Annotated in this window: 15 protein-coding genes and 1 tRNA gene; 9 read left to right on the forward strand and 7 right to left on the reverse strand. The window is 52.8% G+C overall.

All coding sequences use genetic code 11. From position 1 onward, the window contains the following. Positions 1-77: 77 nt before the first annotated feature. Both L9H78_RS05310 and L9H78_RS05315 read left to right on the forward strand, forming a co-directional pair. Positions 78-785, forward strand: coding sequence for a TVP38/TMEM64 family protein (locus L9H78_RS05310; protein WP_081820597.1), 708 nt, complete (start codon positions 78-80; stop codon positions 783-785). Between the two features lie 102 nt (positions 786-887). Beyond that, positions 888-1,460 carry a helix-turn-helix domain-containing protein gene (locus tag L9H78_RS05315; RefSeq protein WP_249617164.1) on the forward strand — a complete coding sequence of 191 codons (573 nt, stop codon included), beginning with the start codon at positions 888-890 and terminating at the stop codon, positions 1,458-1,460. Here the strand turns inward: L9H78_RS05315 and L9H78_RS05320 are convergent. After that, positions 1,426-2,274, reverse strand: a complete 849-nt coding sequence (locus L9H78_RS05320; RefSeq protein WP_249619473.1) for a DUF3097 domain-containing protein — start codon at positions 2,272-2,274, stop codon at positions 1,426-1,428. The genes L9H78_RS05315 and L9H78_RS05320 overlap by 35 nt on opposite strands. A 33-nt stretch (positions 2,275-2,307) precedes the next feature. On the opposite strand from L9H78_RS05320, the gene L9H78_RS05325 reads away from it, so the two are divergent. Then, entirely contained in the window at positions 2,308-3,078 is a 771-nt protein-coding gene (locus tag L9H78_RS05325; protein ID WP_249619474.1) for a hypothetical protein, read from the forward strand. Positions 3,079-3,140: 62 nt separating this feature from the next. Here L9H78_RS05325 and L9H78_RS05330 read toward each other — a convergent pair whose 3' ends face one another. The 3 genes from L9H78_RS05330 to L9H78_RS05340 form a co-directional block, all read right to left on the reverse strand. Continuing rightward, positions 3,141-4,214 (reverse strand): ferrochelatase, encoded by a 1,074-nt coding sequence (locus L9H78_RS05330; protein ID WP_249619475.1) that lies wholly within the window; start codon positions 4,212-4,214, stop codon positions 3,141-3,143. Positions 4,215-4,261: 47 nt separating this feature from the next. Continuing rightward, a complete protein-coding gene (locus L9H78_RS05335; RefSeq protein WP_249619476.1) occupies positions 4,262-6,088 on the reverse strand; it encodes a DIP1281 family NlpC/P60 protein in 1,827 nt (608 codons plus the stop codon). A 441-nt stretch (positions 6,089-6,529) separates the two neighbouring features. After that, complete coding sequence (locus tag L9H78_RS05340) at positions 6,530-7,060, reverse strand: Rv1476 family membrane protein (RefSeq protein ID WP_249619477.1); 531 nt, start codon at positions 7,058-7,060, stop codon at positions 6,530-6,532. A 246-nt stretch (positions 7,061-7,306) separates the two neighbouring features. On the opposite strand from L9H78_RS05340, the gene can reads away from it, so the two are divergent. The 3 genes from can to L9H78_RS05355 all read left to right on the forward strand — a co-directional run bounded on the left by can (position 7,307) and on the right by L9H78_RS05355 (position 11,618). Then, positions 7,307-10,126, forward strand: coding sequence for an aconitate hydratase (can, locus tag L9H78_RS05345; RefSeq protein ID WP_249619478.1), 2,820 nt, complete (start codon positions 7,307-7,309; stop codon positions 10,124-10,126). A 147-nt stretch (positions 10,127-10,273) separates the two neighbouring features. After that, complete coding sequence (locus L9H78_RS05350; RefSeq protein ID WP_249619479.1) at positions 10,274-10,843, forward strand: TetR/AcrR family transcriptional regulator; 570 nt, start codon at positions 10,274-10,276, stop codon at positions 10,841-10,843. A 25-nt stretch (positions 10,844-10,868) separates the two neighbouring features. Further along, positions 10,869-11,618: a glutamine amidotransferase-related protein gene (locus L9H78_RS05355; protein WP_249619480.1), complete on the forward strand. Its 750-nt coding sequence runs from the start codon at positions 10,869-10,871 to the stop codon at positions 11,616-11,618. Here the strand turns inward: L9H78_RS05355 and L9H78_RS05360 are convergent. Continuing rightward, positions 11,615-12,319, reverse strand: coding sequence for an SDR family oxidoreductase (locus tag L9H78_RS05360; RefSeq protein WP_249619481.1), 705 nt, complete (start codon positions 12,317-12,319; stop codon positions 11,615-11,617). The genes L9H78_RS05355 and L9H78_RS05360 overlap by 4 nt on opposite strands. 78 nt (positions 12,320-12,397) lie before the next feature. On the opposite strand from L9H78_RS05360, the gene L9H78_RS05365 reads away from it, so the two are divergent. Both L9H78_RS05365 and L9H78_RS05370 read left to right on the forward strand, forming a co-directional pair. After that, a complete protein-coding gene (locus tag L9H78_RS05365) occupies positions 12,398-12,667 on the forward strand; it encodes an ACT domain-containing protein (protein ID WP_027017955.1) in 270 nt (89 codons plus the stop codon). A 27-nt stretch (positions 12,668-12,694) separates the two neighbouring features. After that, positions 12,695-14,059 (forward strand): PFL family protein, encoded by a 1,365-nt coding sequence (locus L9H78_RS05370; protein ID WP_249619482.1) that lies wholly within the window; start codon positions 12,695-12,697, stop codon positions 14,057-14,059. A 59-nt stretch (positions 14,060-14,118) separates the two neighbouring features. Here the strand turns inward: L9H78_RS05370 and L9H78_RS05375 are convergent, their stop codons facing one another. After that, a complete protein-coding gene (locus tag L9H78_RS05375) occupies positions 14,119-14,853 on the reverse strand; it encodes a DUF7168 domain-containing protein (protein ID WP_249619483.1) in 735 nt (244 codons plus the stop codon). Positions 14,854-14,954: 101 nt separating this feature from the next. Beyond that, a complete protein-coding gene (locus L9H78_RS05380) occupies positions 14,955-16,586 on the reverse strand; it encodes an ABC-F family ATP-binding cassette domain-containing protein (protein ID WP_249619484.1) in 1,632 nt (543 codons plus the stop codon). Positions 16,587-16,716: 130 nt separating this feature from the next. On the opposite strand from L9H78_RS05380, the gene L9H78_RS05385 reads away from it, so the two are divergent. Continuing rightward, positions 16,717-16,790 (forward strand) — tRNA-Pro (locus L9H78_RS05385). Positions 16,791-16,914 lie beyond the last annotated feature (124 nt).

Consider the following 16,914-nt stretch of genomic DNA (forward strand, 5'->3'; position numbering starts at 1 on the left):
GCCACACGCACCAGCCCCAGCAACAGTCAGAAAAAATCGGACGCGCACGACGACGCACTCCGTGGATCAAGAGCTTCATGCATTTTTGCACCACCATTCGTCGTGATGCATGGGCTTCCATTCGACGCTGGTCCCTGGCACGTTTCTTGACCGTTGGTGCGATTGCGGTCAGCTTGCTCGTGTTATTCATCCTGATCGATTTCCCTACGCTGAGCTCGTTACGCGAATCTGCCGATTCTGCAGGAAGCGGGTTTATGCTGCTGTTTTGGTTGGGGTACGTGTTTTTCACGCAATTCCCCTTGCCGAGGACGGTGTGGACCGTGGCATCGGGAATCTTGTACGGTCCCTGGACGGGCTTGCTTATAGCATTGACCGCACTTACGGCGTCGGCAGCTATTTCGCTGTTGCTTGTTCGTTGGCTACTGGGCGACTGGATGGCTCCTCGCCTCAAACACCCTGCGGTTGCCGGTATCAATTATCGGTTGCGCAAACGCGGATGGCTCGCAGTTGCGTCCTTAAGACTCATCGCAGGCGTACCGTTTTCTCTCGTCAACTACACCGCAGCGCTAACATCGATCCCCTTTATTCCTTTCGTAATCGCGACTCTCATCGGATCTGCACCAGGAACCGTCGTCGGGGTGCTGTTTGGGGATACGTTGATTGCTGGTACCAACCCGCTCGTCGTTGTATTGCTGGCAGCTATTGCAGTTGTTGGTATCGGCGGACTGATTCTAGATGCTCGCATGCCAGTCCAGACCCGTACGGTAATCAAGTCTGAGGTATAGACTAGCTTCCAGATTGATCGCGGAATGCACGGTGGTTGTTGCCACCAGCCCGCTTCCCGCTAATTGTTTTGTTGCCCGTCTAGCTGTTATCTAGGAGGCGTTATGCTCGCTGTCCACGCCCGATACCGTGGGAGTGCATCCCGTCGTGCCGATTTGGTTCAGCGCTCTGCTGCTGCTTTATCAAGTTTGGACGGCGTTGATGGCTTTGACGTCGTGGGTATAGAAGACATCGTCTCCACCATGGCTGACCCATCCACGGTGTGCGATATCACTATGGCTTTGCTTGCCGACGGTGAATGGTCGGTGGGGATTGGGATTGCCCCAGAACACGAAGCTGCACGGTCTGCTGCACAGCGCACGCTGCCGAGGAATGCCCGCGCCGGAACTGTACGTGTGGCAGTGGTTTCGGCACCGCCTGCCACTGCCGAAGACGTCGCGGCATGTTTTGCATTGCTCGGGCAGGTACTCAACAAGCGCACCTATGAAGGCAGAGAAGCTACCGCACTGGTTCGGCGAGGGTTAAGCCAGAATGAAGCAGCCGAAGAATTGGGGATTTCGAAACAGGCAATTTCACAGCGCTTGCAAGCCGCTGGCTGGGCTGCGGAGACCGCAGGCTGGCGTTTAGCCGTCAACCTATTGTCTAAAGCAGATCAGATTTCTGCAGCTCAGGATTAGTAACGAAATCCACCAAACGCTCGACTGCGCCGATTAGTGAAATGTCTATATCCCGGAAGGAATGCACTGAGTTATAAATCCGATGCCAGGCTTCTTTCGGGTCAGACCAGCCCACAGCCTCACACACGCCGGTTTTCCAGTCTTGCCCCCGTGGAACTTTTGGCCAATTTTCTAGTCCGACACGCTCAGGTTTTACTGCTTCCCAAATATCCACATACGGGTGTCCCGTAACCAAAACATGCGGGCCGACCTCCTCTGTTAAGCGAGCCTCCTTGGTGCCAGCAATTAAGTGATCCGCAAGTACTCCGATACGGCGCTGCTCCGTCGGCTGAAATTCCGCAAGGCGTTCTGCTAGGTTGTCTAGCCCTTCTAAGTACTCCACGACTACGCCTTCGACGCGCAAATCATGGCCCCAAATCTTTTCGACGAGTGCTGCATCGTGGATCCCTTCCACCCAGATGCGCGATGGGGCGGCCACCTTGGCGCTAATATCGTGCACGCGACGAGATCCTGACTTCGAATGGGTCGGCATTTGTGGGGTGGGTTGCTGGAGACTTTTCGACAAACTAACCCGCTGACCTTCAAATAGAAAACCTCCGGGAATAATTGGGAAGACCCGGCGGGTACCATGACGATCTTCTAATCGTGCTAAGTGCCCGGAAAATGTCTTGTCTATATCGATAAGTGCCCCAACAAAATCTTCTCCAACGACTTCCAAGACCATACCTGGTTGTGCTTTTAGGTCGGGGAAACTTGGTGCTTGTTTACGCTTGTGGCCCTGCAAAATATCGCCACTATACCGCTTACTGTTCATAGCCTGTCAGTGTATCGATTAGGATGGCCAACGATGTCTATCCGCGCCGAAGTTTATTCCCCCGTGCAAAATACCGCAGTCTGGCTTGCCGCTTGGCTTTATGGCTACGAATCAAGCGACGCCACGATCGATGCATTACAAGAATTAGGCGGTACTAATACTCTGGAAGGTACCGCAATTATCGAGCTTCTGTCTGGCCTACGTACAGCCACTTCGGAAATCCTGACAGAGCCAGAGCCTGTACTGAAACTTGTACTAGCAGGCCCTGGTGAACCACCGGCTCTTCCCGTTGCTGGAGAGTCTGCCCAAAATCTAGTGCACGATCCTGCCCCTGGCGCAATTGTGGTTAAAGACAACGATCCAGAGCTACACCACGTTCTTATCCCACGCTATTTTAACGGGACCACTGAATGGACTTGGATTCGTGAAACCTTGCCACTACCAGCTACCTCTGGCCTGCTTGCTGGTGATGCGGATTATTATCTAAGCCAAGCAACCAATACTGCGGCTGAGCTAATTGAAAAATCTGGGCATACCCCAGCAGATCTTCCCAATGCCCGTATGACCATTGGTACGCTGGCTGATTTTTACGATATCCCCGGGCTTCCCGGCTCTGTTCCACCCAGGGTCGCGAAGTTGTTTGCACGCGCGGATACTGTCGCCGCAACCATCGAAATGCTGACGGATAAACTAGGCGACCACAGCCTTGATCCTTATCTATTCGGGCTGTTTCGTCATCTGCGGCATGCACGCATGGCTGGGGTTGAACGGGCATGCGCAGAATTCGCGCGCAGTTGGCGCTAGCCCACCAAAATCGAGAACGGACAAACCTAGAACCTGGCTCGCCATACTCAGTTTGTTAAGCGCTAAGCTTTTGTCCAAATGTCGCAGCAACCGGGAGCACACGGTTCCCCGTTGTCTGTATTTCCTTGGACCGTCACATTTCCAAGCTTTTCAATAATTTCACCAGCAGCGGACTCTGCAGCAATGTCGACCACCATCTCTGCGAATTCTTGAGTTAGCCCTGCAGTCCGCGCACGCTCAACATGGACGTCTTTTTCTTGCGCAGCTTCTACGAGTTCTGTGTCCAGATCCCACAAAACCTCCATGTGATCGGTGATAAATCCGATTGCACAAACAACGACGGCTTTTGTTCCTTGGCTGTCCGCCAAGTGCTCAGTGTGGTCGACAATATCTGGTTCTAACCACGGCACTCGAGGGTCACCGGAACGTGATTGCCATACGAGATCATAATCCTGGATGCCCGCCTTGTCCGCAGCCAAGCGGGCGGCTTCTGTAACCTGTCGTGAATACAGGTTTTTATCACCGTCAGCACCACCAACGTCATCGTGGCGGTTCGGCACAGAATGCGCAGTAAACAACATCCGAGTGTGATCACGCCGTTCACTTGGGATTTTTTCATAGGCTTCTTCGATCGCAGCAGCGGTCTCTGCTATGAAAGTTGGGTGCGAAAAGAATTGGCGGATCTTGGTGAAATGAATTTCCGGAAGGTTCTTCGCTGCTAGATGTTCGCGGACTCGCTTAATATCTTCGTTGTACTGGCGGCATGCTGAATACCCACCCCAAGCAGAGGTTGCTAACACGAGTACTTTGCGATGCCCATCGTGAGCAATTTTTTCAGCTGCATCTTCCGCGAATGGATGCCAGTTGCGGTTGCCGAAATACACCGGCAAATCAATCTCTCTCCGAGCAAGTGCTTCCTCTAGATTTGCAATCAGCGCGCGGTTTTGCTGGTTAATGGGGCTAATTCCCCCAAAATTGAAATAGTGTTCACCGACTTCTTCTAGGCGTTCGCGTGGAATTCCCCGTCCGCGAGTCACGTTCTCTAGAAATGGCACAACCTCGTCTGTTCCCTCGGGGCCGCCAAAGGAAAGGACGAGGAGTGCGTCGTAGTCAGTCAAGGGATGCAAATCAGTCATGCCCTTAGCCTAGCAAGGGAATTTTCCTGATAAATTATTTTGCTTGGTTATCCCAGGAGGCGAACAGCGTGTTCGGTCATTCCAGTGTGTCGCACTGGGACTTCCCGTACGTGCGAGCCGGAATGCGGGGCCTCAATCATCATTCCATTGCCAGAATAGATAGCAACATGCTGTGATCCACCAGGTCCATAGAAAATCAGGTCACCTGGTTGCAAATCAGTTGTTGATACATGAGTGCCGTGCCGGTATTGACCTCCGCTGTAGTGTGGCAAAGAAATCCCTGCACCGGCGAACGCATATTGGACCAAACCAGAGCAGTCAAAACCAACTTTGCCAAAGTCACCGTTGCTATCTGCGTGGCCACCGTCACGGATGCCAGCGGTCGGGCCTTGCGCGTTGCCACCGCCCCAAGCGTAATCCACACCGAGTTGAGACCGTGCGCGAGATAAAACGGCTTGCGCTTGCTGTGACGGAGCTACGTTGGCAAAACCCGCTGAAGCATCTTCTGTCACAGATTCATTGGTATCGAGTTCTTCCAGTACGCCACTGAGCTCCTCAACAACGTCGCTTTGTGTGCTATCGGTTGCTGAGACACCGTCTGCGTTTGAAGAATCGCCATCAGGAGACACCGAATCTGCAGTGTCTGTCGCGGTCTCTGCCACGGTAGTGCTGTTCTGCGGGGCACTATCCTCTGATTCCAATGCTGAAGCGGCTTCCCCTTCCGCTTCAGCATTGGTGTCAGTTATTGACTCCGCTGTGGTTTCTTCTCTAGTTATATTTCTTTGTAGTGCTGGGATTTGACCAGGTGGATCCTGAGATTCCTGTTCCGATGTGGGAGTGTCCGGCGGCGTAGCTTCTAAGGCTGTGTGGTCAGGCAAGTGTTCAGCAACAGCGTCGGCAGCTTGGTCAATTAACTCACGGAGTTCAGCTGAAATTGCGTCAGGGTCCTGAGAAGCTTCTGTTGAGCTGGAGGCGCGGTTTCCGGTCGTCCCGGATGGTTTTTGTTCGTCTAGTTCGACTGCGGAATCCGCAGTTTCTGAACCGATGTTGTTTTCTGGTGCGTGACTTGCAGTATCTGGAGCAGAATTGTGTTTTGGAACGGCCAAGTCGTCTTGCCGTGATTCTGTACTCACGGAGCCCGAGCTAGAGGCGGTTTCCCCGCTTCGTACTGCGGCAAGTTCCTGCTGCGCTTCATCTCGGTCTTGTGCAACCGCGGCACGTTCTTGCTCAACTTGGGCCACTTTAGCAGTGGTTGCTTCCAATAATTTGCGGGCTTGTTCCTCGGCAGTGGCAGCCTGCTCAGCCCGTTGTTCGGCGAGTTCGTGAGTTTTGCGTAACTGTGATTCTTTGTTGGCCTTTTCAGTCCGCACCCGGTCGAGCTCATCAATAGTAGACAGCTTTTCTTCCGCCTGCGTTCGCAGGATCGATTTCCGGAATAGCTCGTCGTCACGGTGATCCCCACCGCTTATCTCCCTCAAACCGGAGGCCCCAGCAGCACGACGATACTTGGAACGCGAGAGCTCATCTAGCTCGGACTGCGCTGTTGCGATATCCGATTGTGCAACAGCAAGTTCTTCTTTTGCGGTGCTAACGCCACGTTGTGCTTGTGAAGCCTCCGTACGAGAATCTTGCAAAATAAGCAAAGCTTCGTTAACGGATTCACGGAGTTCACCGATCTTCAAATCCAAGTTGTTGAGCTCTGATTCAGCATCAGTAATCGTCGAAATTAGCTTGGAAACTGCAGGCTGTAGTGAGCCATTCGGCGACGCTTGCGCGATGGATGAGGACCCAAATAACGATAGCGATGCGGTACAGGCAATCGCTGCGCTAAAACTGCGTACGCGAAAGGTACGCCGGTGAGACGATGAAGGCACGACACACTCCTGACAGGCGTAGTCAAGCCAAATGACTTGACTACGCATTAGAATTTACGACAGTGGGTACCGACACGCAGGACGCACAGAAAATCAACGGCCGCAATACGTGCGGCGCCCCAAAATGACCCATTCTCCATATCTGCAAATCTCATGGCGTGCTTCCCCACATGCCCGTGTTTGCAGTTATCCAAAGATTAAAAGCCATTGTTTGCGACTCTCGGCGATGTTCCACCACCGTGTCTGGATTTTCTGTTATGACCCGCGAGCCAATAGCCAAACCATATGTCACTAAGGGCAACATGAACACACCGATTCACAATATTCCCGACTGTAACGTCAAGTGCTTAGCGTGGACTAACGCCATGGCCTGGGAAAAGATGGAAGCAAATCCATGGTGTGCTTTTTGTCACAGTTTGTAACGACACGCCGAAAATGGACTCAATTATGTAACGATTTAGTTACCGCGTTCCAGGTTAAAATCAAGGCTGTGCCAATGACTGCGGCGATCACTACTGCGAAGACGAGCCACGAGGGGTTGGGCGACGAAAGCTCCTCTGCGTAATTACGCAAACCAACATCGGTCGATACTCCTGCAAACGCCGATTCTGCTGCCTCTAGATCTGCCCTCGAGTAACTATCACTGACGGCAGCTCCACCTTGTGGAGTCCGCACAATGACTGTCTCAACTCCAGTGCGCAACTGTAATTCCTGGGCCACATCACGCAAGTCTGCAGCCTTGTCATAAGGCGTATCTATGAGCGCTATCCCAAATTTTCCATCGCCAGTAGGAGTATCCGTGTTGTCATTGTCCTGGTTCGCCAGTTCCCCGCTACTGCTATTAATTTCTGCGATGGCTTGCCGCAATTGTGACTGTTGCATACGTGCGAATTCAGCATGTTCCCCTATAGCCACATGGTCTTGCAATAACTGTGCACTGAGATCATTTAGGTCGACGCCAGCTGGAATCATGATAGCTACTTTCTGTTTAATCTTTCTGGGGGTAACAAAGTGGGCGGAACATGAGTAACTTGGGCATGTTTTGCCCAGCTTACAGTTATGTAGCCACGCGAATAGGTTACCGACTAATAACAGAACAGTTGTACTGTTATACTTTTGGCAGGACGAGGGGTCGTCAACCTACACTGGGGCAGTGAACCCCGTGTTCTAGGACTTTTTGGTCTTACAATTTTGCACAACAAGGAAATGGAGCTCCCTGTGACTGAAAGCTTGAACTCCTTCAACGCTAAGAAGAAACTCGAGGTCGGTGATAAGTCATACGACTATTTCGCGCTCGATGCAGTTGACGGACTGAAGAAGCTGCCTTATTCCCTTAAGGTTCTGGCAGAAAACCTTCTTCGCACAGAAGACGGAAAAAACGTCAACAAAGACCACATCAAAGCCATCGCTAACTGGGATCCAAAATCGGAACCTGATACCGAAATCCAGTTCACGCCTGCACGCGTGTTGATGCAGGACTTTACTGGTGTTCCCTGCGTCGTCGACTTGGCTACTATGCGCGAAGCTGTATCCAACCTGGGCGGCAGCGCGGATCAGGTTAACCCACTGAATCCTGCTGAGATGGTTATTGACCACTCGGTCATTACAGAAGCATTCGGTGACGCAGACGCTTTGACCAAGAACGTTGCTATCGAATACGAGCGCAACGAAGAGCGCTACCAGTTCTTACGCTGGGGTGCGGAAAACTTCTCCAACTTCCGGGTAGTTCCTCCAGGAACCGGTATCGTTCACCAGGTAAATATCGAATACCTGGGCCGCGTTGTTTTCGACAACGATGGTCTGGCATACCCGGATACCTGTATCGGTACCGATTCCCACACCACTATGGAGAACGGCCTAGGAATCCTAGGCTGGGGTGTCGGTGGTATTGAGGCCGAGGCTGCCATGTTAGGGCAGCCGGTATCGATGTTGATTCCGAAGGTGGTCGGTTTCAAGTTGACTGGAGAGATTCCAGTTGGCGTGACTGCCACCGACGTTGTGTTGACTATCACAGACATGCTGCGTGAGCACGGCGTCGTCCAGAAGTTTGTCGAATTCTACGGCAACGGTGTCAAGTCTATTCCACTGGCGAATCGTGCAACTATCGGCAACATGTCGCCGGAGTTTGGCTCAACCGCCGCGATCTTCCCTATCGACGAAGAAACCACCAAGTACCTTGAGCTCACCGGTCGCCCACAAGAGCAGATTGACCGCGTCGAAGCTTATGCCAAAGCTCAAGGCATGTGGCTGGAAGAAGATGACGAAGAAGCCGAGTACTCCGAGTACATCGAGCTTGACCTGTCTACTGTTAAGCCTTCCATCGCCGGACCAAAGCGTCCACAGGACCGCATTGAGCTGGACAAAGCCAAGGAACAGTTCCGCAAGGACCTGGTTAACTACACAGACGACAAAGTTTCAGCAGACGGCAAGAAACCTGAGGTCCGTCGCATGAACGCCGAAGGCGGCGTGCAAAGCTATGCTGATGCCGATATCACCGATGGTCACAACGTTTCCCGTAAGGGACAGGGCGAAGATGCCTCTGAAGGTGCCGAAGGTCGTCCATCCCACCCAACCTTGGTGCAGTCACCAGCCGGCGGCGAGTACACCCTAGACCACGGCATGGTCGCAATCGCTTCCATCACCTCGTGTACCAACACCTCCAACCCTTCGGTCATGATCGGTGCAGGTCTGATCGCCCGCAAGGCAAACGAACTGGGACTGACCTCCAAGCCTTGGGTGAAGACCATTTGCGCGCCTGGTTCTCAGGTTGTCGACGGTTACTACAAACGCGCTGACCTGTGGAAAGACTTGGAAGCTCTGGGCTTCTACCTCTCCGGATTCGGATGTACCTCTTGTATCGGTAACTCTGGCCCGCTGCCAGAAGAAATCTCCGATGCTATTAACACCGAAGACCTAGCGGCGACCGCGGTTCTGTCCGGTAACCGTAACTTTGAGGGCCGTATTTCGCCGGACGTCAAGATGAACTACCTGGCATCGCCAATGATGGTAATCGCCTACGCCATTGCTGGCACCATGGACTTCGACTTCAATGAACAGCCATTGGGTCAGGACAAAGATGGCAATGATGTCTTCTTGAAGGACATCTGGCCTTCCCCAGAAGAGATTGAAGAGACCATCCAGTCTTCCATCTCGCGCGAAATGTACGAAGCTGACTACGCCGATGTTTTCAAGGGCGATGAACAGTGGCAGAACCTGGATATCCCGCAGGGTAAGACCTTCGAATGGGATGATGCCTCCACCTATATCCGCAAGGCGCCATACTTCGACGACATGCCGAATGAGCCAGCAGACGTTGAGGACATCAAGGGTGCACGCGTTTTGGTGAAGCTGGGCGACTCAGTCACAACCGACCACATCTCCCCTGCTTCTGCCATCAAACCTGGTACCCCAGCGGCTCAATACCTGGAAGAAAATGGCGTCGAACGCCAGGACTTTAACTCGCTCGGTTCCCGTCGTGGTAACCACGAGGTAATGGTTCGCGGTACCTTCGCGAACATCCGCATGCGCAACCAGCTCGTAGAAGAATCCGGTGGCTATACCCTGGACTTCACCAAGGACGACAAGCCACAAGCATTCATCTACGATGCTGCACAGAGCTACAAGGAAGCAGAAACTCCTTTGGTAGTGCTAGGTGGTAAAGAATACGGCACCGGATCTTCGCGTGACTGGGCTGCGAAGGGAACCTTGTTGCTGGGTGTCCGCGCCGTAATTACTGAGTCCTTCGAGCGTATCCACCGTTCGAACTTGATCGGTATGGGCGTTGCGCCATTGCAGTTCCCCGAGGGTGAGTCACACGAATCCCTTGGATTGACTGGTCATGAGTCCTTCGATATTGAGGGGCTGACTGAGTTCAACAACGGTTCGATTCCGAAAACTGTTAAGGTGACCGCACACAAAGAAGACGGCGAAACCATCGAGTTCGATGCCAAAGTACGCATCGATACCCCTGGTGAGGCCGAGTATTACCGCCACGGCGGTATTCTGCAGTACGTTCTCCGTCAGATGGTTAAATCCTAGCTAGTACTAGCTAGCCCTAACCATTAGGATTCGCGGGGCTGCATAACCTCTCGCTACGACTATTGATCCCAGTTACGGAGAAATCGATCGTGGCAGGGGCTTAGCAGCCCCGTTTTCGTATTTCCGGACTGAAAGGTCGCTTCCTCTATGCCAGTAGTAAGTGAAAATGAACTCAACCGTCGTCGCCAAGAAATTTTGGTCGGCGCGCGAAAGTGCTTCGCTGAATATGGTTACGAGGGGGCGACTGTTCGCCGTCTCGAACAAGCAACAGGAAAATCTCGGGGTGCGATTTTTCATCACTTTTCTGATAAAGAAAACTTGTTTCTCGCTCTAGCGCGGGAGGATGCCGCACGGCAAGCGGAAGTAGTTGCCCGTGAAGGGCTGATCGAGGTAATGCGTGATATTATTCGGAATCCTAAGAAATACGATTGGCTGGCTACTCGCTTAGAGATTTCCAAGATGCTGCGTACTGATGCCTCTTTTCGTGCACGCTGGGAAGAACATCAAGCAGTCCTTGATCAAGCAGTACACGATCGTTTAGCAAAAAATGCTGCGGAGGGTCGCATGCGGGTCGACGTACCAATCGATACCTTGCAATATTTTTTGGAAATGGTGATGGACGGTTTGATCACGCGTAATGCCATGGGAATGGCCACCGATGAAGCCGTCCTTGATATTGCAGAACAAGCTATCAGACGCGATGGTAATGATGTTTAAGGCATAAGGTATAACAGTAGCCACTATGGTTAATCTTCTATTGGTCTCATTGCGCTATGGAGAGACCGCACCGGCAGTTGCTGCCGCCGAGTATCGTGATATCTGTGAAGCCACAGGGCTGAGCCAGGAGCAAACCACGCACCTAGTCATTGATTCCACAGATGTTGTGCTTCCTGATCTAAGCAATTTTGATGGCGTCATCGTGGGCGGCAGCTCATTGAACATCACGAACCAAAATTGGAGCAGCTGGCAACTTCATATTCATCGTCAGCTGGAAATTCTCACGGCTTCAGAGATACCAGTCTTTTTAATTTGCTTCGGAGCTTCCTGGCTTGCGCATCATGTAGGTGGAATTGTTGGTCACACGCACGCAGAAACCTCTGGACAAACCGTGGTTCGGCTGACCTCAGATGCCTCCGAGGATGTACTCGCCCGTCATCTCCCACAGGAATTCACGTCTCTGACTGGCCACACGGAAGCCGTCGAAGAATTAGCTGTGTCCGACAGCAGTGAAGTCACGATTCTTGCCGACGGGCCAACCTGCCCTGTGCAGTTAATTCGAGTAGGTAACTCGACATGGGCGAGCCAGTTTCATGCAGAGATGGATGCCGTGGCCATGAAAAAACGCATGGATTTTTTCTATGACTACGGCTATTTCTCCCCCGAAGATTACCTGGATATTGTCAACAGCTTGCCATCAATTGACACGAAATGGAGCAATGAGTTGCTCGCTATCTTCGTGCGGTACTGCGCAACACGCGCAGCTGCCAGCTAAATGGAGCTCACTGGATCGTTGCCATCATGGAAGGCAATGAAGTCCTGGTTTGGCAGCTCCGCCCGCCCAGCCAGCTCGAAGATGACCTGACCGACGAGCTCACGGGACGTTTTTTCCCCGGCTTTTTCTGGTGTGTTTTCGGTGACGGTAATGCCCTGCGCTGGATCCAGGGTTAGCAACGTGGGGGCCAGGATGATGTAGTTTAAATCAGAATCAAGCAGGCGCTTGTCGACGGTCTTTTTTGACTCCACGTATGCCAGCCATGCGCCTTGATCGTCGGTTTCGTTGTCCAACGACCCCATATAGGACACCATGATGAGCCGAGGCGCACGATCTTTACCAACCTCATCGTGGACTTTTTCCAAGCCCTTGATGCATTCCAAGGCAGCATCGCGGTCCACGGCATAGGTGACGTCGGCACCGGCACGCCCGCCGTTACCTGCGGTCCACACCACAACATCAAAATCACGGACCAGCGCCGCCCACTGATCCGCAGACACAGTAGTTACGTCTTGGACCAACGGCGTTGCGCCGTTCTTCCGCGCCTCCTCTGCTTTTTCTTCACGACGCAGCATCGCGGTGATCTCGTAATCGTTCGCGTATTGGGGAATGGCAATGCTGGCAACTTTGCCAGATCCACCGATAACCAATACTCGTGTGTTTGTGGCAGTTACGTTCTCTTGCGACTGAGTTGCTGTCATGTACACAATTCTACGCTTCGTAATAAGCTTTTTGCCCCGGCTAAAAAGAATGCTGGATAGGCAGTTAAGATGAGTAATATGTATGCCATCATGACCGTGACCGGCGCGGACAACACCGGAATTATCGCCTCAGTCAGCACTGCTCTTGCGGAGCTTAATGTCAATATCGTCGACGTTTCACAAACTCTTATGTCCGGTTATTTCACTATGATTCTGCGAGTGGAATTCGATGATGAAGCCTTGTCGATACCGCAGATTCAAAAGCGTATGGAAGCCGTAGAAAAAGAAACCCACCAAGTTATTCGCATTCAGGCTGAATCGCTGTTTACCGCGATCAACGAAATTTAGCACCACCTAGCGCAGGAAAACTACACTATGCCATTTTCTTTTAAGAATGCTCAGATCGTCGATACGATCGAGATGATCGAAAAATATCGTCTTGATATTCGTACTGTGACCATGGGTATTTCATTACTCGGTTGCACACGTCCGACGATGTCTGCCACCTGTGATGCGGTGTATGACCGAATCGTTACCCGTGCGTCACGGCTAGTTGAAGCATGCGAAGGAATCGAAGCTGAACTCGGAATTCCGATCGTAAACAAGCGGATTTCAGTTACGCCAATTTCTTTGATTGCAGCCGGTGTTGAAGGCAACCCCGCCGATTTAGCGCAGGCACTTAACAAAGCAGCCAATGAAGTCGGGGTTAACTTTATAGGTGGATACTCCGCACTCGTTGAAAAAGGTACCACCGAAGCAGACCGTCGACTCATCGAGTCCATCCCGGAAGCTCTGTCGCAATCGGAAGTGGTATGCGGCTCAGTGAACATCGCATCCTCCCGCGCGGGCATCAATATGGATGCTGCCCGACACATGGGTGAGATTATTAAATCCGCCGCCGAATTAAGCAAGGACGATTCTGCAATCGCCTGCGCCAAATTAGTGGTGTTCGCCAACGCTGTTGGCGATAACCCGTTTATGGCAGGTGCTTTCCATGGCGTGGAAGAACCTGATTGCGTGGTTTCCGTCGGCGTATCTGGCCCTGGTGTCGTCGATCGCGCATTGGGCAACCTGGAGGGTGCCAGCCTGGATCAAGTTGCGGAAGAAATCAAGAAAGCAGCTTTCAAGATCACCCGCGCCGGTCAACTAGTTGGCAATTTGGCTTCACAACGGTTGGGTGTTCCGTTTGGCATCGTTGATCTGTCACTGGCTCCGACCGCCGAACTCGGTGACAGCGTCGCTCATATCCTCGAACACATGGGATTAGAACAAGTCGGAACCCACGGCACAACCGCTGCCCTGGCATTGCTGAACGACGCGGTGAAGAAGGGCGGCATGATGGCGTGCTCGCGTGTCGGCGGCTTATCAGGGTCGTTCATTCCTGTCTCTGAGGACAAAGGAATGATCGATGCTGTGCGTGCTGGCAGCATCAGCATGGACAAGTTGGAAGCAATGACCGCAATTTGTTCGGTCGGTTTCGATATGATTGCACTTCCTGGTGCCACGTCAGCAGAAACTATCGCAGGCATGATCGCAGATGAGGCCGCAATTGGTGTGATGAACCATAAGACCACGGCGGTGCGTGTTATTCCTGTACCTGGTGCTGCGGTAGGCGACGAAGTTGATTTTGGTGGTCTTCTCGGCTACGCACCGATCATTCCGGTTAACACCGTCGGCAACCGCGAGTTCATCCACCGTGGTGGGTTCATCCCGGCCCCGGTACACGGATTCCGAAACTAGTAGTTGGGTTATCGGGCCTGTCAGCTTGGCAGGCCATTACGCCGCTGCACAATAGCCAACTATGCAGACAGTTCCTTGCGTTGGGGAATCCGGGAGTTGCCGAGGTCGACGCGGCGTCCTTCTTCACTGCCCGCGTGCATCGCTTCTGGATCTACCGCCCGCGAATTCTGTCGTCCGTTGCGCAGTACCAAGCCTGCCTCGTGGACATAGTCGTGCATGAGTTTTTCTGCAGCGCTGGCGTCATCAAGCAATGCGACCTCTGCTCCCCGACCAACTTGGGACGCGGTGTCTTGGTCAGCCTGCTCAAGCAAATCAAAGACGCTACTTGAAAACCCCATCATCCAGGAAGTTTTCAATCGTTTCGTATGCGTGGCATCGCGCGCGCCGTGATTCGCAGCGTATTTTGTTGATCCCGCCGACATGTGCAAGTTAAGCATTGGAAAGAGCATTTTCACCCTCTCAAGATGCCGGGGCACACCAAAAACCAATCCGAAAGAGTTGTGCCGACCGGTGCCGCTACGTTCATAAAGGACCCGGCAATGCAGGGCACTAGCGATATGTGCAAGCAGTTCTCGCTGCTGTGGCTTATAGCTACCAGTTAATTCCCATTCCCACACGGTCTGTCCTGCCGAGTCCGCATCTGCTTGCTTGCGTACATCATCGGGATCTAAGGCGTATTTTGCTGCCAACTCAAAAGCTTTAACCCGGCACAAATCGCCTTCCGGTGTGCCTTCACAAGCAGCAGCACGGTCCAGCAAGTTCTTAATGCGGTTCCGATATTTATCGAGGCTCAATGGATAGTCCTTTCTCGTGTCCTATCCCAATAGACTGTGCGCACCAGGCTGTGGTTCCATGACCACAAAATCACACACACATCCCGCGTGGTTGTGCCAGCTTAGGCCAATTCCACGATCTCCATATATTCGTCGCTCCACATATCTTCATCACCGTCTGGCATGATGATGACCCGCTCCGGTTCCAGGGCTTTGACCGCGCCGGGGTCGTGGGTAACCAAGACGACGGCACCAGTATAAGTGGCCAATGCATCCAATACCTGTTCCCGCGATATTGGATCCAGGTTGTTGGTGGGCTCATCTAACAACAAAACATTCGCCCGGGAAGAAACCAAGGTAGCAAGCGATAAGCGCGTTTTCTCACCGCCGGACAGTGTACCTGCGGGTTGTTCCAGTTTGTCACCCGAGAACATGAAAGCACCGAGCAGACTGCGAAGCTCCTGCTCATGGGCGTCAGGGCAGGCAGAAATTGTGTTTTCCCAGACTGTCCGATCAGGATCGATGGTGTCGTGTTCTTGGGCGAAATAGCCAATGCGTAAGCCATGTCCGGTGACGATGCCGCCTTCGCCGTCGGTGCGTTCCTCGCCAGCAAGTAATTTCAGCAAGGTAGTTTTACCGGCGCCGTTGTACCCAAGAACGACGACGCGGGAGCCTTTATCAATCGCCAGATCGACACCAGCGAAAACTTCCAACGAACCATACATTTTGGTCAGTCCCGTCGCATGCATCGGGGTCTTGCCACACGGAGCTGGCTCTGGGAACTTAATGGATGCGACCTTGTCGTCTAGGCGGACCTCGTCCAGATTGCCCATCATTCGCTCTGCACGAGCAAGCATTTGTTTTGCAGCGGCCGCTTTCGTAGCTTTGGCACCCAATTTTGCTGCTTGCTTTTGCAGCGCCGACGCTTTCTTTTCAGCATTCGCCCGCTCACGTCGACGGCGTGCTTCATCGGTGGCGCGCGCGTCAAGATATTTCTCATAACCCATGTTGTATACATCGGCTTCCGAGCGCACGGCATCCAAAAACCATACTTTGTTGCAGACGTCGCGAAGCAGTTCAACGTCGTGACTAATCATGACCAAGCCGCCTTCGTGCTTCGCCAAAAACGAACGCAACCAGGAAATGGAGTCAGCATCCAAGTGGTTGGTTGGCTCATCGAGCAACAACGTGGTTTGTGACTTTCCTGCCCCGCTGGTGGCAGCAAACAAAATCTGTGCCAGCTCTACACGACGACGCTGACCACCCGACAACGTCTTGAGTGGCTGGTCCAAAATTCGTTGTTCGAGCCCTAAGTTGTCGCAGATCGTGGCTGCTTCCGAGTCCGCTTCATAACCACCAAGGCTGTGGTATCGCTCTTCCAATTTGGAGAACTTGGTGATGGCTTTGTCTCGCTTGTCATCATCCAAGGTGGTTTCCATAATCTGCTGTTGTTTATCCAAGGACTTGCGCAGCTCATCAAGCCCGCGTGCTGACAGGACGCGGTCGCGAGCAGTTTGCTCGATGTTTCCCTCACGAGAATCTTGCGGAAGGTAGCCGATATCTCCCGAAATGCGTACTTCACCAGCATAAGGTTGGGTCTCGCCAGAAAGAATGCGCATGGTGGTGGTTTTTCCCGCACCATTGCGGCCGATCAATCCGATGCGATCCCCCGGCTGCACCCGAAGGTGCTGGCCAGGAGCATGCAATAAGGTACGGGCACCGGCGCGGACTTCGAGGTCTTGGCTAACAATCACGACCAGCCAGTTTAGCAGTCGCCACGGTTTATTAATAACCGTAGTGAGCTGGAAGTTTGGCGCGATATATTGAGCAAACGCTATAGTGAAAACGTTGCCGCAGAGTCCTGATCGGATTTCTGGGCAACAACGGGCTGTAGCGCAGTTTGGTAGCGCACCACACTGGGGGTGTGGGGGTCGCAGGTTCAAATCCTGTCAGTCCGACAATAGCCCTGCTCAGAGCAGGTTTTTAGGATAACCTAACACTCTGTTTTTCAGTTGTTTCTCCCGGTGATAAGGCGAAAACACCTTACGGGGAAAATTTACCACACCACCAAGCGCCGGGTGT

Source organism: Corynebacterium pseudodiphtheriticum, from assembly GCF_023509295.1.
Taxonomy (GTDB): Bacteria; Actinomycetota; Actinomycetes; order Mycobacteriales; family Mycobacteriaceae; genus Corynebacterium; species Corynebacterium pseudodiphtheriticum.

Excerpts from the sequence above, each read along its gene's own strand:
- L9H78_RS05310 (WP_081820597.1), top strand. The coding sequence starts at position 78 with ATGCATTTTTGCACCACCATTCGTCGTGATGCATGGGCTTCCATTCGA.
- L9H78_RS05315 (WP_249617164.1), top strand. The coding sequence starts at position 888 with ATGCTCGCTGTCCACGCCCGATACCGTGGGAGTGCATCCCGTCGTGCC.
- L9H78_RS05320 (WP_249619473.1), bottom strand. The coding sequence starts at position 2,274 with ATGAACAGTAAGCGGTATAGTGGCGATATTTTGCAGGGCCACAAGCGT.
- L9H78_RS05325 (WP_249619474.1), top strand. The coding sequence starts at position 2,308 with ATGTCTATCCGCGCCGAAGTTTATTCCCCCGTGCAAAATACCGCAGTC.
- L9H78_RS05330 (WP_249619475.1), bottom strand. The coding sequence starts at position 4,214 with ATGACTGATTTGCATCCCTTGACTGACTACGACGCACTCCTCGTCCTT.
- L9H78_RS05340 (WP_249619477.1), bottom strand. The coding sequence starts at position 7,060 with ATGATTCCAGCTGGCGTCGACCTAAATGATCTCAGTGCACAGTTATTG.
- L9H78_RS05350 (WP_249619479.1), top strand. The coding sequence starts at position 10,274 with ATGCCAGTAGTAAGTGAAAATGAACTCAACCGTCGTCGCCAAGAAATT.
- L9H78_RS05355 (WP_249619480.1), top strand. The coding sequence starts at position 10,869 with ATGGTTAATCTTCTATTGGTCTCATTGCGCTATGGAGAGACCGCACCG.
- L9H78_RS05360 (WP_249619481.1), bottom strand. The coding sequence starts at position 12,319 with ATGACAGCAACTCAGTCGCAAGAGAACGTAACTGCCACAAACACACGA.
- L9H78_RS05365 (WP_027017955.1), top strand. The coding sequence starts at position 12,398 with ATGTATGCCATCATGACCGTGACCGGCGCGGACAACACCGGAATTATC.
- L9H78_RS05370 (WP_249619482.1), top strand. The coding sequence starts at position 12,695 with ATGCCATTTTCTTTTAAGAATGCTCAGATCGTCGATACGATCGAGATG.